Consider the following 22,264-nt stretch of genomic DNA (forward strand, 5'->3'; position numbering starts at 1 on the left):
CTGGATGCCGCGCAGGTCGTTAACAGCCCGTCAACCAAACCCTCAAGACGTCACTGAAGTGTTGATGACGCTGTCGTTTCCACCACGACGACCGGCGTGTCCGCACCCGTGACTTCAGGCCCAGCCGCCTCGACGGCCTTCTCGGTTTCAGGCGTCAGGTCCAAAGCGTAAAGATACGCGCCCTGACACTGCTCCTTGTCGCCATAGGACCATTGCGCCGCACGATGGCGCACACCCGCCATTGCGGCCGGCGATGCCGGCGCAAGCAGATCGTCGCGGACGGTCATGTCCGGTCGTAACTGCTCGCCCGACAGATCGAACGCGCCGGCATAGACCGCCTCGCCGTCGCGAGCCTCGAACCCTGAGTTCCCCAAGCAGAAATGGGTGATGTACTGGCCGACATTGACCGCGCTCAGTCGCCAGCGACCGGGCGGCACGGAGAAGGTCTGGGTCACGGCCCGCGTGCGATCGCCGCGTACGGCGCCGCGCGTCGGCAAGGCGACGGCGAACAGCGCAGGACGACCGTCCTGCTCCCAGGGCTGGACATCGGGCGCGGGCCCCTGGCGCGTGAAGAACAGCGTCCGACCGCCTTGTTCGGCCATGCCGGTCAGCCGCACGGTGATCAGAGCGTCTCCAGCCGTCACCGCGACCTCTTCGGCCTTGAGAGCGCGCGGCGGGCGAGCGGTGCGCGGCGCCTGCGGCCCCTTTCGTCCGGGCGGCGGCGTCGCGCCTTCCGGAGGCTGGGCCTGCAGGCTCAGGGACACCTTGTCCAGATCGCCTGAACGGCCGATCAGCACCGTCCCGCCACGCACGGCGTCGTTATTATACACGCGGACGATCTCGCCCTTCGGCTGCGCGGCCCCAACGTGTTCAGCCAGGGCGGCGTGAAGCTCCGGCTGCTCCAGCGCGTCCAGCGTCTTGCCTTCCGTCTCGTCCAGGCGAACGACGCGCCAGCCGTTCACAACCATGCAGTTCTCGACATTGGCCGCGACGCCTCTGCGTTCATGCATGCCGTTCATCGCGCCCTGCATGACGCCGACGACCAGCGCGCCCAGCAATCCGCCGGCCGCCGCAGCCCCAGCCGCGCCATTGTCGTCGGGCTGACGCATGCGCGAGGCCTCGACCATGCACGCGCTCACCGCCGCATCGTGCTGAGCCAGATCGGCCCCGGCGCGGTTGAAATAGGTATAGCCGGCGCTGGACCGCGTCAGGTCGATACGGTTCTCGACATCCGGAACGGCAGGCCCGACAGCCGCCCGCGTCACGAGTTGAGCCTGGGCCGGTTCTGCGACCATGGCCATGAGGCCAACGACGGCTGCGATACGCTTCATCTGATTTCTCCCCCGAGAAATTTCCCCGTAACGCGCGCGCCCGTCCCGCGCAACTAGAGATCAGCGGCTGCCGATCCGCTTGATCTCCCACTCCAGCTGAACGCCGGTCTTGGCCAGCACATCGGCGCGCACCGCCTCGCCCAGGCCTTCGATGTCGGCGGCGGTCGCCTCGCCGGGGTTGATCATGAAGTTGGAGTGCAGGTCGCTGAACATGGCGCCGCCGCCCGTTTCGGCGTGCAGCTTGCCGCGCCAGCCGGCCTCGTCCACCAGCTTCCAAGACGAATGGCCGGGCGGGTTCTTGAAGGTCGAACCGCCCGTTTTCTCCCGGATCGGCTGGGTGGTCTCGCGACGGCTGGTGATGTCGTTGATGCGGGCCGCCACGGCCTCGGGCGCGTCCGGCGTCCCGCGATAGGTCGCCTCGATCCAGATGATGTCGGCCGGGGCTTCGCTATGGCGATAGGTGTAGCCGAAGTCCGCCAGAGCGTAATCGACCCGCTCCCCCTTGCGGTTAAGCCCCCAGGCCGAGACCAGCACGTCCTTGGTTTCCGAACCATAGCAGCCGGCGTTCATGGTCAGGGCGCCGCCGACGGTGCCCGGAATGCCGGCATAGAATTCCAGCCCGGCGATCCCCGCCTTGGCCGAAGCCTTGGCGACCATGGAATCCAGCGCGCCCGCGCCGGCCGTGATCGTATCGCCGTCCGTCGTAATCTGCGCCCACGGACGGCCGGCCAGACGGATCACCACCCCCTCGACCCCGCCGTCACGCACGATAACGTTCGAGCCGACGCCCAGCACGGTCACGGGCACAGCCGGGTCAAGCGCCTTCAGGAAATCCGCCAGATCGTCGGCGTCCGCCGGGATGAACAAGGCCTCGGCCGCGCCGCCCACCCGGAACCAAGTGTAGGGACCAAGCGGTTCGCCACGCAGCAGCTTGCCGCGCACGGAAGGAAGATCGTCACTCAGGGTCATGCGATGTCCGATAAAGGCGCCGGCGCCGAAGTCAAAGCATAGACGAACAAGGCCGCTGGCCTGCCCCGTCCTGCATCGCCTAGGGTCGCGTCATGAAACCCGTTCAATTGGTCAAGATTCTCGCCCTCTCCATGGCTCTGACGGCGGTCATGCTGATGGGCTGGATCGGGCTCGTCTACGCCGTAAACACCTACACTGCGATCGCCATCACCGCCGAGGAAGTCTTGAACCTGATTCTGGTCGGGTTCGTCGCCGTAATCGGCCTGCCCATTCTGCACGCCGCGACCTATCGATGGTTCTGGCACATCCGACGCAAGCAGGCGGCTGGCGAATTCCTGCTCGGCGAGGAGATGCCAGGCTTTGGTTCAGAGCCCACCCAGCCGCCTCCACGCATCAAGTGGGGGGCGCGCCAGATCGCCGTCTACGCTCTCTTGTATCTGATCGGAATGAGCTCGTTGATCGCCGCCTACGCCCCCTTGGGCCATCAGGAAGCACTGACCTCATTCCTTTGGCGGTTCAGCGCAGGTCGGGCGTCTTTTTCCAGCCTGGTTCAACTGGTCATCGTCTTCTTGCCGATGGCGCTATGTTTCGTCTGCCTCATCCCATTGTTCGAAGCGGACCGGAAACGGCTTGCCGCCGGAGGCTTGAGTGAACAGGAGGTGCTCGGCATCCGCGGGCGACAGGAGTGGCTGTCCTCGTTCGCCACCGCCTTTGTGATGGCTGGCTTCCTGGCCTTCATCGCGGGCAACATGATCCTCGCCTATCTCTGAGGCGAGGGCCGTCAGCCGTTCAACGTCTCCAACTGCCCCGGCAGGGCGTAGGCCCAGGTCGTGATGTCACCGGCGCCTAGCAGAACGACCAGATCGCCCGCCTTGGCCTCGCCCGCGATTACGGTCGGCAGGGTCTCGACGCCATCCAGCGCCTGGACCGAGCGATGGCCGAAGCGGCGGACGCCCTCGACCAGCGCATGCTTGTCCACCCCGACCAGCGGCGCCTCGCCTGCCGCATAGACGTCGGCCACGATCACCGCGTCGGCGTCGGAGAAGCAGGTCGAGAACTCTTCCATCAGGTCGCGCAGGCGGGTGTAGCGGTGCGGCTGGACCACGGCGATGACGCGGCCGTCGCCCTCGGCGTTCTGCACCACCTGGCGCGCGGCCTTCAGAACGGCGGCGATTTCGACCGGATGGTGGCCGTAATCGTCCACGATCCGCACGCCTCCGACCACGCCGGTGGTGGTGAAGCGGCGCTTGACCCCGCCGAAGCCGGCCAGGCCGGTCCTGATCGCCTCGTCGGCCACGTTCAGTTCGCGCGCCACGGCGATGGCGGCCAGGGCGTTGGCGATGTTGTGCCCCCCGGCCATGGGCAGATACAGGCCGTCGATCCGCGTCTCGTCGGCGTCCGCACCCGCCCCGTGGAAGACCACGTCGAACCGGCATCCGTCCGCGCCCATGTCGATGTTCTCGGCTCGCACCATGGCCTGGGGATTGACGCCATAGGTCACCAGGCGTCGGTTATCGATGGCGGCGACCAGCCGCTGCACCTCGGGGTGATCCAGACAGACGGCGGCGAAGCCGTAGAAAGGGATGTTCTCGACGAAATCGACGAACGCCTTCCGCACCCCGTCGAAGTCGCCGTAGTGGTCCAAGTGTTCGGGATCGATATTGGTGACTATGGCCACGGTCGATTTCAGACGCAGGAAGCTGCCGTCGCTCTCGTCCGCCTCGACCACGATCCAGTCGCCGTCGCCGACCTTGGCGTTGGTGCCATAGGCGTTGATGATGCCGCCGTTGACCACCGTCGGATCCAGCCCCGCCGCATCCAGCAGGGCCGCGACCATCGAGGTCGTCGTCGTCTTGCCGTGCGTGCCGCCGACCGCAATGGAGAACTGCAGCCGCATCAGCTCGGCCAGCATCTCGGCCCGTCGCACCAGCGGGATGCGCCGTTCGCGGGCCGTCTTCATCTCGGGGTTCTCGGCCTTGACCGCCGTCGAATAGACCACGGCCGAGACGCCCTCGCCCACATGGGCGGCGTCATGACCGATGAAGATTCGGGCGCCGAGCTGCTCCAGACGTTCCGTATTGGCGCTGGCCTTGGCGTCCGAGCCCTGAACCGAATAGCCGATCTTCAACATGATCTCGGCGATGCCGCTCATGCCGATGCCGCCTATGCCGACGAAATGGACGGGACCGAGGTCGAATGGAACGGGGCGAAGGCGTGCGATCATCAAAGCGTCATAGACAGACGCGATGCGTTTTGCATCACCCTTCGCAGCCGGTTACCCGACCTTAACCACAAGGATTCACCATGGCGGTCTCATTGTTGTGGGGCCGCGTTCCATGTCCGATCTGAAGACCCCTGTCCTCGCCAAGGACGTCATTCACCGTGGCGATTGCATCGAAGTGCTGAAGAGCCTGCCCGACGCCTCGGTGGACATGGTCTTCGCCGACCCTCCCTATAATCTGCAGCTGGGCGGCGACCTGCTGCGTCCCGACAATTCCAAGGTCGACGCCGTGGACGACGACTGGGACAAGTTCGACAGTTTCGCCGCCTACGACGCCTTCACCCGCGCCTGGCTGGCGGAGTGCCGCCGCGTGCTGAAGCCGGAAGGCTCGATCTGGGTGATCGGCTCCTATCACAACGTCTTCCGACTGGGTTCGGCGATCCAGGACCTGGGTTTCTGGGTGCTGAACGACATCATCTGGCGCAAGTCCAACCCGATGCCGAACTTCAAGGGCACCCGGTTCACCAATGCCCACGAAACCCTGATCTGGGCCGCCAAGAGCCGCGATCAGAAGCGCTACACCTTCAACTACGATGCGATGAAGGCCTTCAACGAAGACACGCAGATGCGGTCCGACTGGACCTTCGCCCTGTGCACGGGCGAGGAGCGGATCAAGGACGCCGACGGCAAGAAGGCCCATCCGACGCAAAAGCCCGAGGCCCTGCTGCACCGCGTCCTGCTGTCGGCCACGCGCCCCGGCGACGTGATCCTGGACCCCTTCTTCGGCACCGGCACCACCGGCGCCGCCGCCAAACGCCTGGGCCGCCACTATATCGGCATCGAGCGTGACGAGACCTATGCCGACGTCGCCGAGACCCGCATCGCCTCGGTCATCCCCGCCCGCCCCGAAGACCTGATCGTCACCGGTTCCAAACGCGCCGAGCCCAAGGTGCCGTTCGGCGCCCTGGTCGAGGCCGGCCTGCTGAACGCCGGCGACCGCCTCTATTGCCCCAAGGGCGAGCGCGAGGCCCGCGTCCGCGCCGACGGCTCGCTGGTGTCCGGCTCGCTCAGCGGCTCGATCCACAAGCTGGGCGCCCTGTTGGAAAACGCCCCCGCCTGCAACGGCTGGACCTATTGGCGCTTCAAGACCGACCAGGGCCTGAAATCCATCGACGCCCTGCGCTCCGAGGTTCGCGCCGCGATGTAAGCTGATGCGACCCCACGTCGCATCAGCCACATCAAGCACTTAGCCGGCAATGCGCGGCCGATACGTACGATTTCGCACACGAACGCAGGGCCAGCTTCGCTGTAACCCACCGAAACCTATGTGAAAATTCGCAAGCCGCGATGGAACTTCGCAGTTGCGAGACCATTGTTGTCCACGGCCCCCGCCGGTGCGGGGTCGGAGCACAACATCATGAAGATCGCGCAGGTCACCCCGCTTTACGAGGCCGTTCCTCCGAAGCTTTACGGCGGCACTGAACGCGTCGTCGCGCACCTGACCGACGCCTTGGTCGATCTGGGCCATGATGTCACCCTGTTCGCCAGCGCCGACGCCCACACCAAGGCGCGCCTGGTGCCCGTCCGCGATCAGGCCATCCGCCTGGATCCCGCCCCGCTCAAATCCGACCTCGCCGCCCACCTGTCCATGCTGGGCGAGGTGATGGACCGCGCCGACGAGTTCGACGTGATCCACTTCCACACTGACATGATCCATTTCCCGCTGTTCCGGCAGTATGCGGACAAGACGATCACGACTCTGCACGGTCGCCTCGACATGAAGGACCTGCCCGGCGTCTATGCCCGCTGGAGCGAGTTCGGCCTGGTCTCCATCTCCGACGACCAGCGCAAGCCCCTGCACTTCGCCAACTGGAAGGCGACCGTCCATCACGGCATGCCGAGCGAACAGTATCTGTTTTCGCCCAAGTCCGAGGGCTACCTCGCCTTCCTGGGCCGGATCTCGCCCGAGAAACGCCCCGACCGCGCCATCGAAATCGCCACAAAACTGGGCAAGCGCCTGAAGATCGCCGCCAAGGTGGACGCCGCCGACAAACGCTATTGGGAAGAGACCATTCGCCCGATGGTCGAGGGCAATCCCTTGATCGAATTCATCGGCGAGATCGGCGACCATCAGAAGTCCGCCTTCCTGGGCGGCGCCGACGCCCTGCTCTTCCCCATCGACTGGCCCGAGCCCTTCGGCCTGGTGATGATCGAAGCCATGGCCTGCGGCACGCCCGTCGTCGCCTTCCGCTGCGGCTCGACGCCCGAGATCATCGAGGACGGCGCCACCGGCTTCCTGGTCGACACGATGGAACAGGCGATCGCCGCCGCCGGCCGCGCCCATCTGCTGGACCGCCAGACTGTTCGCGCCCGGTTCGACCTGCGGTTCTCGGCCACCGCCATGGCGCGCCGCTACCTGGATGTCTACGGTGACCTGCTGGCCCGTCGTCCCTTCGCCGAGGCGCCGCTGGGCAATGTGGTTACGCCCTTGCGTCCCATCGAAGAAGATCGCAGCTTCGCCGCCATCGCCTAAGCGTCGCAGCCGACGATTATCGAAGAAAAACAGGCGGCGGAGGTGAACCCTCCGTCGCCTGCTTCATTTGATCACTCAAGCGGCCCCTGAGCGCCGCATTCGGGTGCGACACGTTCGGCCAAGGCCTCAAACGACGGGGAAGAGACCGCATGGACGACGCCTATTCCACCCAGCTGACCGCCGGCGAAACCGTCGAGGCCTCCGGCCTCGAACAGTTGATGGCGCTCAAGGACGGCGACACCTTCCTGGTCGCGGATGGCTGGGGCGACATGAAGGGCGGCGCCGACGGCCTGTTCGCCGACGATACGCGCGTCCTGTCGCGCTGGGCCATGACGGTCGGTCTGCAGAAGCCCTCTCGGCTGTCCTCCGGCGTCAGCCAGGACAACGTCTTCTTCTCCTGCCACACCACCAACCGCCCCCTGCCCCCGATGGGCGGCCGATCCGCCCCTGCCGGCGTCCTGCATATCGAGCGGCGTCGCTTCCTGTGGGGCCGACGGATGTTCGAGCGCATCCGTATGGTCAATCATGGCGTGGAGGACATCCTTCTGCCGCTGGCCTTCGACTTCGGCGCCGACTTCGCCGACATCTTCCAGGTGCGCGGCACGCCTCGGGCCAAGCGCGGCACGATCCACACCCCGACTACCGACGGCCGCCGGGTCACCTTCCGATACACCGGCCTGGACGATGTCGATCGTTCCAGCTGCATCGCCTTCTCCGAGCCGCCCGCCCGCCTGACGCACCAGCGCGCGGAGTTCATGTTCAGCCTGCCCAAGGGGCGGTCGATGGACCTGTTCATCGAATGCGGCGTCGATGCCTGCGAGACGCCGGACGCCGGGCGCTGGCGTCTAAACGCCGTCCAGGCTCGTCTCGCCATGCGCGCCAAGCGCCGGCGCGGCGCCTCGGTGCGCGGCCCGCGCAGCCCGCGGTTCAACGACTGGCTGGATCAGTCACGGGCCGACATGGCGCTGCTGACCACCGACCTGCCGACCGGCCCCTACCCCTATGCCGGCACGCCCTGGTTCTCGACCCCGTTCGGGCGCGACGGCATCATCGCCGCCTGGCAGATGCTGTGGCTGGACCCGTCCCTGGCCAAGGGCGTCCTGACCTATCTGGCCAGCCGCCAGGCGACCGAAACCTCGCTCTTCCAAGACAGCCAGCCCGGCAAGATCATGCATGAGACGCGCGGCGGCGAGATGAGCGCCCTGCACGAGGTGCCTTTCGGCCTCTATTACGGCGGGGTCGACACCACCTGCCTGTTCGTGGCCCTAGCCGGCGCCTATGCCAACCGCACCGGCGATCTGGACCTGATCCGCACGCTCTGGCCCAATCTGATCGCCGCCGCCGACTGGATGCGCGACTATGGCGACAGCAACAACGACGGCCTGATCGACTATCAGCGCGGCGCCGACACCGGCCTGTCGAACCAGGGCTGGAAGGATTCCGAAGACTCCATCTTCCACGCCGACGGTCGCTTCCCCAAGGGCCCCATCGCCCTGCTGGAGGTCCAAGGCTACGCCTTCGCCGCCTGGCGCGCCCTGGGCGATCTGGGCGAACGCCTGGGCGACGACCGCGCGACCGAATGGCGGATGCGCGCCGAACAGGTCCGCGCCCTGGTCGAAGACAAATACTGGATGGAGGACGAGGGCTTCTACGCCGTGGCTCTGGACGGCGACGGGGAACAGTGCCGGGCCATCGCCTCCAACGCCGGCCATCTCCTGTTCACCGGCCTGCCGTCGGTCGAGCGGGCGCGGCGGGTGACGAAACGTCTGTTGTCGGACGAATTCCGCACCGGCTGGGGCATCCGAACCCTGGAGCTGGGCCAGGCCCGCTTCAATCCGATGAGCTATCACAACGGCTCGGTCTGGCCCCATGACACCGCCATGGCCGCCGCCGGCATGGCCAACTACGGAGAGCGCGAGGCCGTCTCGGAAATCCTGGCCGAGATCTATGCCGCCGCCGCCCATTTCCACCTGCGACTGCCCGAACTGTTCTGCGGCTTCCCCCGCGAACCGGGCGAGCCGCCCATCGCCTATCCGGTCGCCTGCCTGCCCCAGGCCTGGGCGGCGGGTTCGGTCTTCCTGATGCTGCAGGCCACGCTGGGCCTGTCCATCGACGCCTGGACCGAGACGGTCGATCTGGCCGATCCCGTCCTGCCCGCCGGCCTGGACCGTCTGAGGATCACTGGCCTGGAGGTCGGCAGCTCGGTCGTCGATCTGAACATCCAGCACGCCGGCGGCCGCGCCGTCGTCATTCCCCACCACAAACAGGGCAAGGTCGCGATCCGCACCCTGCGGTGACGACCAGGCTCAGGCCGCCGACTTCTTGGCCAGCCAGTCGCGCAGGGCTTGGTTCATACGGGTCTGCCACCCGGCGCCGTCCTGCTTGAACGCGGCCAGCACGTCGGCGTCGAACCGTATGGTGGTCGAGACCTTATCCGCGCCCTTGGGTCTGCCCCGTCGGACCAGCACCTCTCCGCGATGGTGATCCGCCTTTTCGAACCAGGCGTCGTCCAGCTCGGGCGCGTCGTCAGGATCGATCCAGTCGATCTTCGTAGCGTCGCTGTTCACGGTCATTGGCCTTCCTCATCGAAATGACGTGGCGCGCCTCGCCGCGCGGCGTCCACACCAGAACCACCATCCGGTCCGTCAAACGCCCGATGGTGATCAGACGTCGTTCTCCATAGTCTTGGCGATCATCCTCGAACGTCAGATGATCGCCGTAGAACACGGCCGCCGCCTGGGCGAAATCCAGCCCTCGCTCGGCCAAGGTGCGCTCGCGCTTGCTCGGATCGAAGGTGATGCGCACGGATTTTTGTTACTACAACAATAGATCAGGTTCAACGGTCGCCCGATCCAGCGCCTTGGCGAACACCGTGGGTAGGGCCGCTCGCGCCGCCTCGACGGCCATCCAGCGCCACGGGCCGTCCGCCTGGCCCCGCGCCGTCATCACCGTCAGGGTCAGGCTGAAGTGAGTGAAGACATGCTCGACCGCGCCGGCCTCGCGCCAGTCGCCCTCGATCGGCGCCGCCCCTGACGGCGCATCCGTCGTCCAGTCGCTGGTCGGCAAGCCCAACATTCCGCCCAGCAGGCCCTTGTCGGGCCGCGTCTCGACCGCCACCCTCCCCTGATCGTCGACCAACACATAGGCTGCGCCTCGCCGGTGCGGTCGGTCCGCCTTCTTGGTCTTCAGCGGAAAACGGGCCGGGTCGCCGCTCGCCAGGCCCAGGCATTCGCTCGCCACGGGACAGGTCCCGCACGATGGCGACTTCGGCCGGCACACCGTCGCCCCCAGATCCATCAACGCCTGCGCCCAGTCTCCGGGCCGCTCGTCCGTGACGAACAGGCCCGCCAGTCGCCTTAGCTCGGGTCGGGCGGCCGGGACCGGCGTCTCGACCGCGAACAACCGCGCCATGACCCGCTCGACATTGCCGTCCACCACATTGGCGGCCCGGTCGAAGGCGATGGAGGCCACGGCCGCCGCCGTATAGGCGCCCACTCCGGGCAGGGCCAGCAGGCCGGCCTCCGTATCCGGGAAGACGCCGCCATGCTCGCGCGCCACGGCACGCGCGCAGGCCAGCAGATTGCGGGCGCGGGCGTAGTAGCCCAGCCCCGCCCAAGCCCCCATCACCTCCGCATCCTCGGCCGCCGCCAGGTCCGACACCGTGGGCCACCGCGTGGTGAAGGCGTGGAAATAGGGCGTCGCATGCGGCACGGTCGTCTGCTGCAGCATGACCTCAGACAGCCAGACGCGGTAGGGCTCGGTCCGCGCCGCGCCCACGGCCGCCCGCCACGGCAGGCTGCGCGCATGGGCGTCGTACCAGGCCAGCAGCCGGGATCGGATCAGGACGATGTCGGGAGAGACGCAAGCCATGGACCCGGCTATATAGACCCATGCGCCGCACGCTGCCCACAGACGCCGAGGTCCGCGAGATCCTGTCTCGCCGCCGCACCCGTCCGGTCCCCCGGCCGGCGCCGCGCGCGGGCAAGGCGCTGACGCCCCTGATCAAGAAGCTGGACGAGCAGTTCGGACGCGGCGCCGGCGCGCTGGAGCCCCGCTGGCGCGAGATCGTCGGCGACCGTCTGGCCCGCGTCACCCGCCCGCAAAAGCTGACCAAGGGCAAGGGCGGCCAACCCGGCGTGCTGGAGCTGCGCGTCGCCGGCGCCGCCGCCCTGCTGATACAGCATCAGTCAGAGGACATATTGGCCCGCGTCAATCTGTTCCTGGGCGCCGGAACGGTCGATCGGCTGCGTATCGCCCAGGGTCCGGTCGCCCCACTGAAAGAGGCCGCCTCACGCCCCAAACGCAGCGCCAAGCCCCCGCCCCTGCCCGCCCAGGCCGAGGCCGATCTCGCAGCCTCCATCGCCTCCGCCCCCGACGATCTGCGCGCCGCCCTGGCCCGTCTTGGCCGCGTCGCGCTTTCCCGCACCGACAGGCAGGATTGACAAAACTTCGCCGCACCTGTTCTCGACTAGTCTTGGGTTGCGCCGTTCCGGGGGAATCGCGCGATCATCCGCCAACGATCCGATCAAGGAAGTCCCATGGCCGACACTGAATCCCGCTTCGTCCGCATGAGCCGTCGTGCGGCCATTACCGGCGCCGCACTGGCGACCATGGCCCTGGCCGCGTGCGGCGGCGGCGCCAAGGGCGCGGCAGAGGGCGACATGGGTCTGGGCGCGCCGGAAGGCGCCAAGGTCACCGTGGTCGAATACGCCTCGGTCACCTGCCCCCACTGCGCCCTGTGGCAGAAGAACACCTGGCCCGCGTTCAAGGCCAAATACGTCGACACCAACAAGGTCCGCTACATCTTCCGCGAGCTGCCGACCCCGCCGGTCGACGCCGCCACCGCCGGCTTCCTGGTCGCGCGCTGCGCCGGCCCGGACAAGTATTTCGACGTCGTCCACCAGCTGATGGCCACCCAGCAGGAGATGCTGACCTCGTCGCCGCGCGACTGGCTGCTGCGCACCGCCCAGGCGGCCGGAATGTCCGAGCAGCAGTTCAACGACTGCGTCACCGACAAGGACGCCGTCGCCGCCATGGAAACCCGCGTCCAGGCCGCCCGCACCCAGGGCGTGACCGGCACCCCGGCCTTCTATGTCAACGACACCCAGGTCATCACCCCCGGCGGCGAGGGCGCCAGCCTGGCCGACCTGTCCACCGCCATCGACGCCGAACTGGCGAAGTAGGATGATCCGCCGCGACGCCCTCGCCCTGTCGGTCTTCGCCGCACTGGCCGCCGCGGGTCTGGCGGGGCCGGCCTTCGCCGCCGATGCGCCCCCGCCGGTCACGGCCCAGGATCATGTCCTGGGCCGCGCGGATGCGCCGGTGACGGTGATCGAATACGCCTCCTTCACCTGCTCGCACTGCGCGGACTTTCACAACACCGTGCTGCCGGCCTTCAAGGCCAAATATATCGACACCGGCAAGGTCCGGCTGGTTCATCGCAACCTGCCGACCCAGCCCGCCAATGTCGCCGCCGCCGCGGCTGCGGTGGCCCTGTGCGCCGCGCCCGAACGCTATTTCGACGTGGCGGGCGTCTTCATGCGCGACCAGGCCAATCTGCGCACCACGGGGCCTCAACCCTGGTTCGCAGCGGGCATCGCCGCCAGCGGCAAGACCCGCGAACAGATCGAGACATGCCTTGACGGCCCGACCATCCGCGCTGAACTGGACACCCAGATTGCGGGCGCAGATGCGGCCGGCGTCACCGGCACGCCCGCCTTCTTCGTCAACGGCAAGCCCGTCGCCGACCATTCGCTGGACGCCCTCTCGGCCGCCATCGACCCTCTGCTCCGGTAGTCCGCCAGGACGATGCAGTTCCAGCGCCTCCGGCTCGTCGGCTTCAAGTCGTTCGTCGACCCGGCGGAGGTGCATATCGAATCCGGCCTGACAGGCGTCGTCGGCCCCAACGGCTGCGGCAAGTCGAACGTGCTGGAGGGCCTGCGCTGGGTCATGGGCGCCAACTCGGCCAAGGCCATGCGCGGTCAGGGCATGGACGACGTCATCTTCGCCGGCGCGGCGGGCCGACCCCCGCGCAGCCATGCCGAAGTTAGCCTGACCATCGACAACGCGCAACGCCGCGCTCCCCAGCCCTTTACCGACAGCCCCATGCTGGAGGTGTCGCGCCGCATCGACCGGGGCCAGGGCTCGACCTACCGCATCAACGGCAAGGAGGTGCGCGCCCGCGACGTCCAGCTGCTGTTCGCCGACGCTTCGACCGGCGCCAACTCCCCCGCCCTGGTCCGTCAGGGCCAGATCAGCGAACTGATCGCCGCCAAACCCCAGAACCGCCGCCGCATCCTGGAAGAGGCAGGCGGCGTCGCCGGCCTGCACACCCGTCGGCACGAGGCCGAGCTGCGGCTCAAGGCGGCCGAGACCAATCTGGACAGGCTGGACGACATCGGCCGCGAGCTGGAAACGGCGCTGAACCGGCTCAAGCGTGAAGCCCGCCAGGCCGAAAAGTACAAGAAGATCTCCGCTGAGATCCGCGCCCTTCAGGCCGCCCTGCTGTTCGTCCGCTGGAACGACGCCAGACTGGCCGCCGAAGCCGCCGCCGAGGAACTGCGAGACGCCGACCGTGCGGTCGCCGAGACGACCACCGCCGCCGCCGCCGCCCAGACCGACGCCCTGACCGCTCAGGAAGCCCTGAAGCCCGCGCGCGAGGAGGACGCCGTCGCCTCGGCCCTGCTGCACCGCGCCAGCCTGGAGCGCGACCGCCTCGACATGGCCGAACAGGCCGCCCGCGCCGAGGTGGACCGGCTCAAGGCCGAGGCCGCCCGCATCGCCGCCGACGTCGAGCGTGAAACCAACATGGCCGCCGACGCCCAGCGCGAACTGGACCGGCTGGACCATGAACTGACCCGGCTGAAGGCCGAGATCGCCGCCGCGCCCGAACGCGGGCCCGAACTGGACAAGGCCTTGGCCGCCGCCGAGGACGCCCGCAAGACCGCCGACGGCGAGGTCGAGCGGCTGGCCGGAACCCTGGCCGCCGTCGAAGCCCGCGCCAACGCCGAGACGGCGCGCAAGCGCGACGCCGAAACCCGCCTGGCCCGCGTCACCGGCCAGCACGATCAAGCTAGGCGCGAACGCGAGGCCCTGGGTCCGCTGGAGACGCCGGAACTGGAAACGGCCCGCAAGGCGCTGGAGACCGCCCAGGCCGAACTGGCTGCGGCTCGCGAAGCCGTCGAGGCGGCCGAGGCGAAACGTGGCGACCTCGCCCGCGCCGAACAGGAGGCGCGCACCGCAGCCCGCGCCGCCGAGGATCGGCTGGGCCGGTTGCAGACCGAGGCGCGCGGCCTGGCCCAGCTGCTGGTGACCGGCAAGCGCGACCACTCGCCCGCGCTCGACAAGGTGCGCGCCGACAAGGGCTATGAGGCCGCTCTCGCCGCCGCCCTGGGCGACGATCTCGACGCGGCGCTGGACGCCAAGGCCGCCGTCTATTGGGGCGGGGCCGACGCCCCTGCCCCGTCTTGGCCCGCCGGGGTCACGCCCCTGTCCGACCATGTTCAGGCGCCCGAGCAACTGAGCGCCCGCCTCGCCCTGTGCGGCGTCGTGTCCCACGCGCAGGCGGCGAGCCTCGCCAAGGCCCTGCCTCCCGGCGCGCGCCTGGTCACGACCGAGGGCGACCTCTATCGCTGGGACGGCTTCGTCAGCCGTGCTGAGGCGCCCCGCCCCGCCGCCGTCCGCCTGGCGCAACGCACACGTCTGGCCGAGCTGGAGGCCGAGCTCGACAAGGGCAGACCCGCCCTGGATCAAGCCCAGGCCGCCCAGAAGACCGCCACCGACGCCTTCCGCGCCGCTGAGGAGACGGTCAAGACCGCCCGCCTGGCCCCCTTCGCCGCCGACAAGGCCGTGACCATGGCCCGCGACCGCGTCGAGACCCTGGCCCGCGACCAGGCCCGCCGCGAGGCCCGCGCCCAGGCCTTGGACGACACGGTGACCCGGCTAGCCGCCGAGGTCGCCGAGGCTCAGGCCGCTTTAGACGCCGCCGAGACCACGGACGCCCCGTCCGAGACTCTGTCGGGCCTGCGCGACGAACTGACCGCCGCCCGGGCCGCCGCCGACGCAGCGCGCCTCGCCGCCCAGACCGCCCGCTCGGACCGCGACGCCGAGGCTCGCGACCGCCAGGGCCGTGAACAGCGGCTGGGCAGCCTGACCCGCGCCCGGGACGGCTGGGTCACAAGGTCCAGGGACAGCGCCGCCCGCGTCGCCGCCTTGGGCAAGGACGCGGACAAGACCGCCGCCCTTCTGAAACAGGCCGAGGTCGCGCCCCAGGGCTTCGCCGAACAGCGCGGCAAGCTGCTGGACACGCTGACCGCCGCCGAACAGCGCAAACAGGCTTCATCGGACGCGATGGCCACGGCCGAGACGGCAGCGACGGACGCCGATCGCGCGTCACGCGCCGCCGAGACCGCCGCGTCGCAGGCGCGCGAGGCCCGCGCCGGCCTGTCCGCCCGCGCCGAGGCCGCCGCCGAGAAGCTGACCGAGGCCGAGACCACCCTGCGCGAGACGGCCCAGATGTCGCCCGACGAACTAGGCCGCAAACTGACCGACGACGCCATCGCCCGCCCGCCCGACGCGGCGGGGGCCGAGAGCCTGCTCTACGGGCTGGAGCGCGAGCGCGAGGCCCTGGGCGCCGTCAACCTGCGCGCCGAGGACGAGGCGGTCGAATACGGCGAGCGGCTGAACAGCATGAAGTCGGAACGGATCGACCTGACCCAGGCGATCGCCAAGCTGCGCGACGGCATCGACGAGCTGAACGCCGAGGGGCGAGAGCGACTGGTCGCCGCCTTCGACGTCATCAACGCCAACTTCAAGAGCCTGTTCGAGGCCCTGTTCGGCGGCGGCCAGGCCGAGCTGAAACTGGTCGAGAGCGACGATCCGCTGGAGGCGGGCCTCGAAATCTACGCCTGCCCGCCCGGCAAGCGGCTGTCGGTCATGAGCCTGATGAGCGGGGGCGAGCAGGCCCTGACGGCGGCGGCCCTGATCTTCGGCGTCTTCCTGGCCAACCCCGCCCCGGTCTGCGTGCTGGACGAGGTGGACGCCCCGCTGGACGACGCCAATGTGGACCGCTTCTGCCGCATGCTGCACGAGATGCGCAGCCGCACCGACACCCGCTTCATCGTCATCACCCACAATCCGGTGACCATGAGCCGCATGGACCGCCTGTACGGCGTCACCATGCCCGAGCGCGGCATGAGCCAGCTGGTCAGCGTGGACCTGCATCAGGCGGAGACCCTGGTCGCATGATCGCCCTGCTCCTGGCCTCGCTGCTGACTCGGGCCGATCCCCAACTGGTCGAGACCGGCGTCGGCCGGTTCGCCATCTACGCCGACGTCGCCTCCATCAAACAGGACGGCGACATCGCCCATATGCGCGAGCTTCAGGTCACGGAGGCGGGGTTCAAGGTCGGGGACGTGACCTATGTCGGGGGCTGGTCGCGGTGGGCCTTCGACTGCCGGGCGAAGACGGCGGACCGACTGGACTTCGCATCCTTAAAGTCCGACGGGACAGAAGGCCCGGCGACGGCCGATCCGGCCCCGGCCTATGCCGCCGCGCCAGGCGGCGATGCGGCGGAGCTGCTGACCGTGGCCTGTGGCGACAGGATCAATCCCGAGACGCTCACGCTGGACGAAGCAATCCGTCGGGGCCAGGCGGCGCTGGCGGACTGACCGGCCTCTCCTCCCCCTGCGGCCATTCTATGCGGTCGCGCGGCAGGGCTTCGCGGCACTCGTCGCGCATGAAGGCCATCAGCTTCTCGCGGATTTCACAGCGCAGGTCGAAGGCCACCGGGGCGGACCGCGCACTGGCCAGGCAGCGGACCTGAAGCACCCGTTCGGTGATGTCCGTCACCTGCATGACCTGGACGTCGCCGTCCCACAGCTTGGACGACTTCACGATCCCCTCGAACGCCTCGCGCAGCCGATCGATCGGGGCCTCGTAGTCGACGTAGAAGAAGGCCGTGCCGATCAGGCGGGCGTTCTCGCGCGTCCAGTTCTGGAAGGGTTTGGTGATGAAGTAGGACAGGGGCAACACCATCCGGCGCCAGTCCCACAGCTTGACCACCACATAGGTCGCGGTGATCTCCTCGACATTGCCCCACTCGTTCTCGACGATGACGGCGTCGTCCAGGCGGATCGGCTGGGTCAGGGCGATCTGGATGCCGGCGACCATGTTGGTCAGGATCGGCTGCAGCGCCAGACCGGCGATGATGCCGACAACGCCGGCGGAGGCCAGCAGGCTGACGCCCCACTGGCGGAAGCCGGCGATGGTCATCAGGGCCAGCCCGACGGTGACGATGAACAGCACCACCTTGGCCACCCGCTGCAAAATGCGGGTCTGGGTCAGATGTTTGCGGGCCAGCAGATTGTCCTCGACGGCGACATTGTAGCGCTTCAGGTGCATGACCGACCACATGTCGAGCACGCCCGAGGCCAGCCAGCCCAGCGTCAGGACGAACAGGAACTGCAGGACGTTGCGGATGTCCTGGGACGGGCCGGGGTCCATGGGCGAGACGGTCACGCCGATGCCGACGCCGATTATGATGATCAGGACGCGCAGCTTGGTGCGGGCGCGCTCGACCACGCCGCGCCAGAAGACGTCCTTGTTCTTGACCACCCGGCGCAGGATGGCGAAGGCGATCTTGTGCGTCAGCCAGCCGCCGCCGACGAAGACCAGCAGAACCAGCACGACGACCGCCCATTCGGGCAGCCAGTCGAACCGATGCCACAGGGCGCGGATCTGGCGGGTGACGGCGATGATTTCGGGAGGCATGGGCTTCCTAACGCGTCAGGGCCGTTGCGGTTGACCCGCCGTCGCCTCGACCAGGTCTGCCAAGCGCTGGGCGGCGTCAGGGATAGCGACTGAGCGGGCGGCGGCGGACATGGCGGACAGGCGGGCGGGGTCTGACAGGACAGCGTTCAGGACAGCGGCGAGGCGGTCAACGGTCAGGTCGTCTTCCAGAATGACCTCGGCCGCGCCGGCGTCGGTCAGGGCCTTGGCGTTCAGGCGCTGGTGGTCGTCGGTGGCGATCTTCAGCGGGATCAGGACGGACGGCAGGGCCGCAACCGCCAGCTCGGCGCAGGTCGAGGCGCCGGAACGCCCCACCACCAGATGCGCCCTGGACAGCCGTTCGGCCATGTCGCGGAAGAAGGGGGCGACCTCGGCCTCGATCCCAGCCTCCAGATAGATCTGGCGCGCGGCCTCCAGCGTCTCGGGCCGCGACTGCTGCTGCACCTTCAGGCGACGGCGCAGGACTTCGGGCAGGGCCGCGAGCGCACGGGGCGTCGTCTCGGACAGGATGCGGGCCCCCTGGCTGCCGCCGGTCACCAGCACATGGACGGGTGCGTCGTCGGCGGGGGCGACATAGGGGCGGTCGAACAGGGCGCGGATCTCGGCGCGCACCGGCGAGCCGACGACGTGCGAGCGGCCCTGGACCTTGGCCGGCGCCCGCTCCAGCGTCGGGAAGGACGAGGCGACCTGACCGACATAGGGGGCCAGGATGCGGTTGGTGCGGCCCAGGACCGCGTTCTGCTCATGGATCACGGTCGGGCGCTGGGACGTGACGGCGGCGACCAGAGCGGGCGCGGACGGGTAGCCACCGAAGCCCACGACCACGTCGGCGCTCAGACGGTCGAAGGCCGTGCGCGCCTGGACCACGCCCCTGAAGATGGCGACGCCCGCCTTGATCAAGCCCAGCGGCCCCGAGCCGGTGGCGGCGTCCAGCGCCAGCCGTTCCTCGGCGGGGAAGGCGTGGGCGTATTGCTCGCCCCTATGATCCGTCGCCAGCACCACCCGCCAGCCGCGCGCCGCCATCTCGCGCGCCAGGGCCTCGGCCGGGAACATATGGCCGCCGGTGCCGCCGGCGGCGACGACGCAGAGCTTGGTCATGGGGCGGGCTCCGAAAAAGAGGGTCTGAATAGTGCAATTCGTCTGAAATTCAGACGGCGGGGGCGCGAAAAACACCGTCTGAATAGTGTAATTCGTCTGAAATCCGTGGCGGGCGGGTGGGGTCGAGGATGAGGCGGCGACAGGATCGCACGGTTTTGGGGTGTGGGTAGGAGAAGGCGGCTGGTCGGTGTCAAACGGTCGAAAATACTGGGATATATTTGGCTGGAAGCGCTGATTAGAGCATTCGGCGGATTGGTGAGGCCGACTCCATCAGACAGTCCAAAAAAGTTCGCCACAACGGGCACGACGACGTCACGGCGGACACGACGGGACCGTGCCGGCCCAGAAAATCTTGATGGCCTGCGGCGCGGCAAAGCCGCAAATTGATCAACGGCCTGGATATGGCGCTGGGAGCCGACGCGCTCGGTCCCTTCGTGTTCGCTGTGACCTCGTCGTGACCGTTGTGATGAACGCCTTCCAAGCCCGCATCACCCTATCGGCGCCGAAGAGGATGACGAAAGGAAGTTAGAGCAACCGCCGGCGTCTGCCCGGCAGGCTGGCGCCGGGTTCGTAGGCGCCGGGGCGGCGACGGGTCAGGGCGAGGGCGAAACCCATAGTCAGGCCCATGGCCAGCATGGACGAACCGCCGTAGCTGATGAAGGGCAGGGTCATGCCCTTGGTCGGGATCAGGTTCAGGTTCACCGCCACATTGATGCAGGCCTGAAGCCCGATCAGCATGAACAGGCCCGCCGCCGCCGTCTGTTCGAACGGATCGGTCAGCTTCATCGCCCGGCGCATGCCCCGGATGACGATGAAGGCGTAGAGGCCGATCATGATGAGGCTGAGGATCAGGCCGAACTCCTCGGCGCCGACGGAATAGATGAAGTCGGTGTGCAGGTCGGGCACCCGGCGTTTCATCACGCCCTCGCCGATGCCGCGACCGAGCAGGCCGCCGGCGCGGATGGCCTCGGACGCGCTGTCGATCTGATGGGTGTCGGTGGTCTCGGGCGAGAAGAAGCGGCTGAGGCGGTCGCGCATATGGCCGAAGACGAAATACAGCGACACCAGCCCCGCCATGCCCGCGCTGGCCAGGACCGCCATCCATTTGAACGGCACGCCCGCCATGAAGAAGACGGCCATGAAGGTGGTGGTGATCAGCAGGGTCTGGCCGATGTCGGGCTGGATCAGCAGCAGTGACACGGTCAGGGCGTAGAAGCCGAAGGCGATGGTGACGCCGGGCACCCCCTGCCCCTTTTGCGCCTCTGCGAACATCCAGGCGGCGAAGACGATCAGGCCGGGCTTGGCGAACTCGGACGGTTGCAGACTGAAGGGGCCGAAGTTCACCCAGCGGGCGGCCCCCTTCACCGTGTCGCCGATGAACGGCAGCGCCATCATCACCAGAATGGCGCCGAACAGGGCCAGGACCGCGATGCGACGCACCCCGCGCGGCGACAGCAGCGAACTGGTCAGCATCAGGCTGAGGCCCAGGCCCGAGAAGACCATCATCCGCCAGGAATAGTGGAAGGGGTCGGTGATCGATTCATCGGCGAGGATGGCGGCCGGGCTGGAGGCGAAGCTCAGCGCCACGCCCAGGCCCATCAGCGCGAGCGCCGCGCCCAGCAGGCCGCGATCCACGGTCCAGAACCACTGGGCGACGTGGCTCTGGTCGTTGCGCGAAAAGGCGGGGGTGTAGGGGGCGCTCATGACGCGGTTTCCGGGACGGCCCCGAGAGCCAGGACGGCGGCGCGGAAGGCTTCGCCCCGCGCCTCGAAGTCGGGATACTGGTCGAAACTGGCGCAGGCGGGGGACAGGAGGACGATCTGGTCGCCGCCTGCTGCGGCCGCATCGGATGCGGCGGCGGCCACGGCGGCGTCCAGGGTTCGGGCGATGACGTGAGGGGTGTCGGCCAGGGTGGCGGCGAAGGCCTCGGCGGCCTCTCCGATCAGATAGGCTTTGGTCACGCGCGGGAAGAGATCGGCGAGATCGTCGATGCCGCCGGCCTTTGGCACGCCGCCCGCGATCCAGAAGATGTGAGGGTAGGAGGACAAAGCCTGGCGCGCGGCGTCGGCGTTGGTGGCCTTGGAATCGTTGATGAAGCGGACCGGGCCGAGGCGGCCGACCGCCTCCATCCGGTGCGCCAGGCCGGGGAAGGAGAGCAGGCCGGCGACGGCGGCGTCGTGGGAGACGCCCAGGGCGCGGGCGGTCGCATAGGCGAAGGCGGCGTTCTGGGCGTTGTGACGGCCCGGCAGCGAGCGGGCGGCGGAGAGGTCGGCGACCAGTTCACCGTCCCTCAGAACAGCGCCCGGCTGCGCGATATAGCCTTCTCCCCTCGGGGGAGAAGGTGGGCCCGAAGGGCTCGGATGAGGGGGTGGTTCCGTCGCACTGCTGGCGAGATCGGTCTCGGGTCCGGCAGCCCCCTCATCCGTCTCGCTCCGCGAGCCACCTTCTCCCCCGAGGGGAGAAGGGAGCGTGGAGATCGTTATGACGTTCTGGGTCAGTTGTGACGCAATCCCCTGCCCCCAGCTTTCATCCACGCCGACCAGGGCCACCGCATCCGGCCCTTGCGCCGCGAAGATCCGGGCCTTGGCCGCCACATAGCCCTCCATCCCGCCATGCCGGTCTAGGTGGTCGGGCGAGATGTTGGTCAGGATGGCGACATCGGGGGCGAAGGTGGTGGTCAGGTCCAGTTGGTAGCTGGAGACCTCGATCACATAGACGGCGTCGGGCGTCGGGGCCGGCAGGGCCAGGACGCCGATGCCGATGTTGCCGCCGACATGGACCGTCAGGCCCGCCGACTTCAGCACCCAGCCGATCAGGGCGGTGGTCGTGGACTTGCCATTGGTGCCGGTGATCGCGACGACGCGGGGGCGCTGGTCCTTCGGCAGGGCGGCGATGGCGCGGGCGAACAGTTCGACGTCGCCGATGACGGGCACGCCGGCCTCGCGCGCCTTGTCGACGCTCCAGTGCGGCCGGGGATGGGTCAGGGGCGCGCCGGGCGACAGGACCAGGGCGGCGAAGGCGGACCAGTCGGCCGTGGTCAGGTCTTCGACCGCGAAGCCTTCGGCCTGGGCCTGCATCCGGCCCGAGACGCCGTCGTCCCACAGGATGGGGATGGCGCCCCCGGCCTGAAGCGCGCGCGCGGCCGTGATCCCCGACCGTCCCAGGCCGAAGACCGCGACCCGCCTGCCTTCAAAGCCGGGAACGGGGATCATCCCTGAACTCCGTCATCCTCGGGCTTGACCCGAGGATCGGATGGTCCGCCGCAGAGACAAACGATCAGGCGCACAGCCCGACCGGCGCCCGATCCTCGGGTCGAGCCCGAGG

The 22,264-nt window shown here is 68.5% G+C and carries 19 protein-coding genes; 9 read left to right on the forward strand and 10 right to left on the reverse strand.

Features of this window, described 5'->3' with window-relative positions:
• Nucleotides 1–50: 50 nt before the first annotated feature.
• Both ACP7BH_RS07575 and murB read right to left on the reverse strand, forming a co-directional pair.
• A complete protein-coding gene (locus ACP7BH_RS07575) occupies nucleotides 51–1,331 on the reverse strand; it encodes a hypothetical protein (RefSeq protein ID WP_425982438.1) in 1,281 nt (426 codons plus the stop codon).
• A gap of 60 nt (nucleotides 1,332–1,391) precedes the next feature.
• Nucleotides 1,392–2,300 (reverse strand): UDP-N-acetylmuramate dehydrogenase, encoded by a 909-nt coding sequence (murB, locus tag ACP7BH_RS07580; RefSeq protein WP_425982435.1) that lies wholly within the window; start codon nucleotides 2,298–2,300, stop codon nucleotides 1,392–1,394.
• Nucleotides 2,301–2,392: 92 nt separating this feature from the next.
• On the opposite strand from murB, the gene ACP7BH_RS07585 reads away from it, so the two are divergent.
• Nucleotides 2,393–3,070: a hypothetical protein gene (locus ACP7BH_RS07585; protein ID WP_425982433.1), complete on the forward strand. Its 678-nt coding sequence runs from the start codon at nucleotides 2,393–2,395 to the stop codon at nucleotides 3,068–3,070.
• Nucleotides 3,071–3,081: 11 nt separating this feature from the next.
• Here ACP7BH_RS07585 and murC read toward each other — a convergent pair whose 3' ends face one another.
• Nucleotides 3,082–4,524, reverse strand: coding sequence for a UDP-N-acetylmuramate--L-alanine ligase (gene murC / locus ACP7BH_RS07590; RefSeq protein ID WP_425982431.1), 1,443 nt, complete (start codon nucleotides 4,522–4,524; stop codon nucleotides 3,082–3,084).
• A 112-nt stretch (nucleotides 4,525–4,636) separates the two neighbouring features.
• Between murC and ACP7BH_RS07595 the strand changes: the two genes are divergently transcribed.
• From ACP7BH_RS07595 to ACP7BH_RS07605, 3 genes are all read left to right on the forward strand, one after another.
• The gene (locus ACP7BH_RS07595) at nucleotides 4,637–5,728 is read left to right on the forward strand and encodes a site-specific DNA-methyltransferase (protein ID WP_409713348.1); all 1,092 of its coding nucleotides are present in this window, start codon (nucleotides 4,637–4,639) and stop codon (nucleotides 5,726–5,728) included.
• Between the two features lie 210 nt (nucleotides 5,729–5,938).
• The gene (locus ACP7BH_RS07600; RefSeq protein WP_425982429.1) at nucleotides 5,939–7,054 is read left to right on the forward strand and encodes a glycosyltransferase family 4 protein; all 1,116 of its coding nucleotides are present in this window, start codon (nucleotides 5,939–5,941) and stop codon (nucleotides 7,052–7,054) included.
• A gap of 149 nt (nucleotides 7,055–7,203) precedes the next feature.
• Nucleotides 7,204–9,351, forward strand: a complete 2,148-nt coding sequence (locus ACP7BH_RS07605; protein ID WP_425982427.1) for a glycogen debranching N-terminal domain-containing protein — start codon at nucleotides 7,204–7,206, stop codon at nucleotides 9,349–9,351.
• A 9-nt stretch (nucleotides 9,352–9,360) separates the two neighbouring features.
• Here the strand turns inward: ACP7BH_RS07605 and ACP7BH_RS07610 are convergent, their stop codons facing one another.
• From ACP7BH_RS07610 to mutY, 3 genes are read right to left on the reverse strand one after another with little or no spacing between them, the layout of a single operon-like run.
• A complete protein-coding gene (locus ACP7BH_RS07610; protein ID WP_425982424.1) occupies nucleotides 9,361–9,627 on the reverse strand; it encodes a BrnA antitoxin family protein in 267 nt (88 codons plus the stop codon).
• Complete coding sequence (locus ACP7BH_RS07615) at nucleotides 9,581–9,859, reverse strand: BrnT family toxin (RefSeq protein WP_425982422.1); 279 nt, start codon at nucleotides 9,857–9,859, stop codon at nucleotides 9,581–9,583. Before ACP7BH_RS07615 ends, ACP7BH_RS07610 begins: the two co-directional genes overlap by 47 nt.
• Before the next feature lie 12 nt (nucleotides 9,860–9,871).
• On the reverse strand, nucleotides 9,872–10,924 hold the full coding sequence (gene mutY / locus ACP7BH_RS07620) for an A/G-specific adenine glycosylase (protein ID WP_425982420.1): 1,053 nt from the start codon (nucleotides 10,922–10,924) through the stop codon (nucleotides 9,872–9,874).
• 20 nt (nucleotides 10,925–10,944) lie between these two features.
• Here mutY and ACP7BH_RS07625 point away from each other — a divergent pair, with 20 nt between their 5' ends.
• The 5 genes from ACP7BH_RS07625 (at nucleotide 10,945) to ACP7BH_RS07645 (ending at nucleotide 16,722) form a co-directional block, all read left to right on the forward strand.
• Nucleotides 10,945–11,496: a DUF721 domain-containing protein gene (locus tag ACP7BH_RS07625; RefSeq protein WP_159849652.1), complete on the forward strand. Its 552-nt coding sequence runs from the start codon at nucleotides 10,945–10,947 to the stop codon at nucleotides 11,494–11,496.
• Between the two features lie 96 nt (nucleotides 11,497–11,592).
• Nucleotides 11,593–12,237, forward strand: coding sequence for a DsbA family protein (locus ACP7BH_RS07630; protein WP_409713369.1), 645 nt, complete (start codon nucleotides 11,593–11,595; stop codon nucleotides 12,235–12,237).
• A gap of 1 nt (nucleotide 12,238) precedes the next feature.
• Nucleotides 12,239–12,850: a thioredoxin domain-containing protein gene (locus ACP7BH_RS07635; protein WP_425982418.1), complete on the forward strand. Its 612-nt coding sequence runs from the start codon at nucleotides 12,239–12,241 to the stop codon at nucleotides 12,848–12,850.
• 12 nt (nucleotides 12,851–12,862) lie between these two features.
• Nucleotides 12,863–16,300, forward strand: coding sequence for a chromosome segregation protein SMC (gene smc / locus ACP7BH_RS07640; RefSeq protein ID WP_425982416.1), 3,438 nt, complete (start codon nucleotides 12,863–12,865; stop codon nucleotides 16,298–16,300).
• On the forward strand, nucleotides 16,297–16,722 hold the full coding sequence (locus ACP7BH_RS07645) for a surface-adhesin E family protein (protein WP_425982413.1): 426 nt from the start codon (nucleotides 16,297–16,299) through the stop codon (nucleotides 16,720–16,722). The genes smc and ACP7BH_RS07645 overlap by 4 nt, the downstream gene beginning before the upstream one ends.
• Here ACP7BH_RS07645 and ACP7BH_RS07650 read toward each other — a convergent pair.
• From ACP7BH_RS07650 to ACP7BH_RS07665, 4 genes are all read right to left on the reverse strand, one after another.
• Nucleotides 16,673–17,824 (reverse strand): mechanosensitive ion channel family protein, encoded by a 1,152-nt coding sequence (locus ACP7BH_RS07650; RefSeq protein WP_425982411.1) that lies wholly within the window; start codon nucleotides 17,822–17,824, stop codon nucleotides 16,673–16,675. The two genes, ACP7BH_RS07645 and ACP7BH_RS07650, sit on opposite strands and share 50 nt — an antisense overlap.
• A gap of 15 nt (nucleotides 17,825–17,839) precedes the next feature.
• Nucleotides 17,840–18,940 carry an undecaprenyldiphospho-muramoylpentapeptide beta-N-acetylglucosaminyltransferase gene (gene murG / locus ACP7BH_RS07655; protein ID WP_425982409.1) on the reverse strand — a complete coding sequence of 367 codons (1,101 nt, stop codon included), beginning with the start codon at nucleotides 18,938–18,940 and terminating at the stop codon, nucleotides 17,840–17,842.
• 525 nt (nucleotides 18,941–19,465) lie between these two features.
• A complete protein-coding gene (locus tag ACP7BH_RS07660; protein WP_135194971.1) occupies nucleotides 19,466–20,644 on the reverse strand; it encodes a peptidoglycan glycosyltransferase FtsW in 1,179 nt (392 codons plus the stop codon).
• Nucleotides 20,641–22,152 carry a Mur ligase family protein gene (locus ACP7BH_RS07665; RefSeq protein WP_425982407.1) on the reverse strand — a complete coding sequence of 504 codons (1,512 nt, stop codon included), beginning with the start codon at nucleotides 22,150–22,152 and terminating at the stop codon, nucleotides 20,641–20,643. Before ACP7BH_RS07665 ends, ACP7BH_RS07660 begins: the two co-directional genes overlap by 4 nt.
• Nucleotides 22,153–22,264: the final 112 nt, after the last annotated feature.

The sequence above is a fragment of the Brevundimonas sp. TWP2-1 genome (genome assembly GCF_049897645.1).
Classification (GTDB): domain Bacteria; phylum Pseudomonadota; class Alphaproteobacteria; order Caulobacterales; family Caulobacteraceae; genus Brevundimonas.

Excerpts from the sequence above, each read along its gene's own strand:
- ACP7BH_RS07575 (WP_425982438.1), bottom strand. The coding sequence starts at position 1,331 with ATGAAGCGTATCGCAGCCGTCGTTGGCCTCATGGCCATGGTCGCAGAA.
- murB (WP_425982435.1), bottom strand. The coding sequence starts at position 2,300 with ATGACCCTGAGTGACGATCTTCCTTCCGTGCGCGGCAAGCTGCTGCGT.
- ACP7BH_RS07585 (WP_425982433.1), top strand. The coding sequence starts at position 2,393 with ATGAAACCCGTTCAATTGGTCAAGATTCTCGCCCTCTCCATGGCTCTG.
- murC (WP_425982431.1), bottom strand. The coding sequence starts at position 4,524 with ATGATCGCACGCCTTCGCCCCGTTCCATTCGACCTCGGTCCCGTCCAT.
- ACP7BH_RS07595 (WP_409713348.1), top strand. The coding sequence starts at position 4,637 with ATGTCCGATCTGAAGACCCCTGTCCTCGCCAAGGACGTCATTCACCGT.
- ACP7BH_RS07600 (WP_425982429.1), top strand. The coding sequence starts at position 5,939 with ATGAAGATCGCGCAGGTCACCCCGCTTTACGAGGCCGTTCCTCCGAAG.
- ACP7BH_RS07605 (WP_425982427.1), top strand. The coding sequence starts at position 7,204 with ATGGACGACGCCTATTCCACCCAGCTGACCGCCGGCGAAACCGTCGAG.
- ACP7BH_RS07610 (WP_425982424.1), bottom strand. The coding sequence starts at position 9,627 with ATGACCGTGAACAGCGACGCTACGAAGATCGACTGGATCGATCCTGAC.
- mutY (WP_425982420.1), bottom strand. The coding sequence starts at position 10,924 with ATGGCTTGCGTCTCTCCCGACATCGTCCTGATCCGATCCCGGCTGCTG.
- ACP7BH_RS07625 (WP_159849652.1), top strand. The coding sequence starts at position 10,945 with ATGCGCCGCACGCTGCCCACAGACGCCGAGGTCCGCGAGATCCTGTCT.
- ACP7BH_RS07630 (WP_409713369.1), top strand. The coding sequence starts at position 11,593 with ATGGCCGACACTGAATCCCGCTTCGTCCGCATGAGCCGTCGTGCGGCC.
- ACP7BH_RS07635 (WP_425982418.1), top strand. The coding sequence starts at position 12,239 with ATGATCCGCCGCGACGCCCTCGCCCTGTCGGTCTTCGCCGCACTGGCC.
- smc (WP_425982416.1), top strand. The coding sequence starts at position 12,863 with ATGCAGTTCCAGCGCCTCCGGCTCGTCGGCTTCAAGTCGTTCGTCGAC.
- ACP7BH_RS07645 (WP_425982413.1), top strand. The coding sequence starts at position 16,297 with ATGATCGCCCTGCTCCTGGCCTCGCTGCTGACTCGGGCCGATCCCCAA.
- ACP7BH_RS07650 (WP_425982411.1), bottom strand. The coding sequence starts at position 17,824 with ATGCCTCCCGAAATCATCGCCGTCACCCGCCAGATCCGCGCCCTGTGG.
- murG (WP_425982409.1), bottom strand. The coding sequence starts at position 18,940 with ATGACCAAGCTCTGCGTCGTCGCCGCCGGCGGCACCGGCGGCCATATG.
- ACP7BH_RS07660 (WP_135194971.1), bottom strand. The coding sequence starts at position 20,644 with ATGAGCGCCCCCTACACCCCCGCCTTTTCGCGCAACGACCAGAGCCAC.
- ACP7BH_RS07665 (WP_425982407.1), bottom strand. The coding sequence starts at position 22,152 with ATGATCCCCGTTCCCGGCTTTGAAGGCAGGCGGGTCGCGGTCTTCGGC.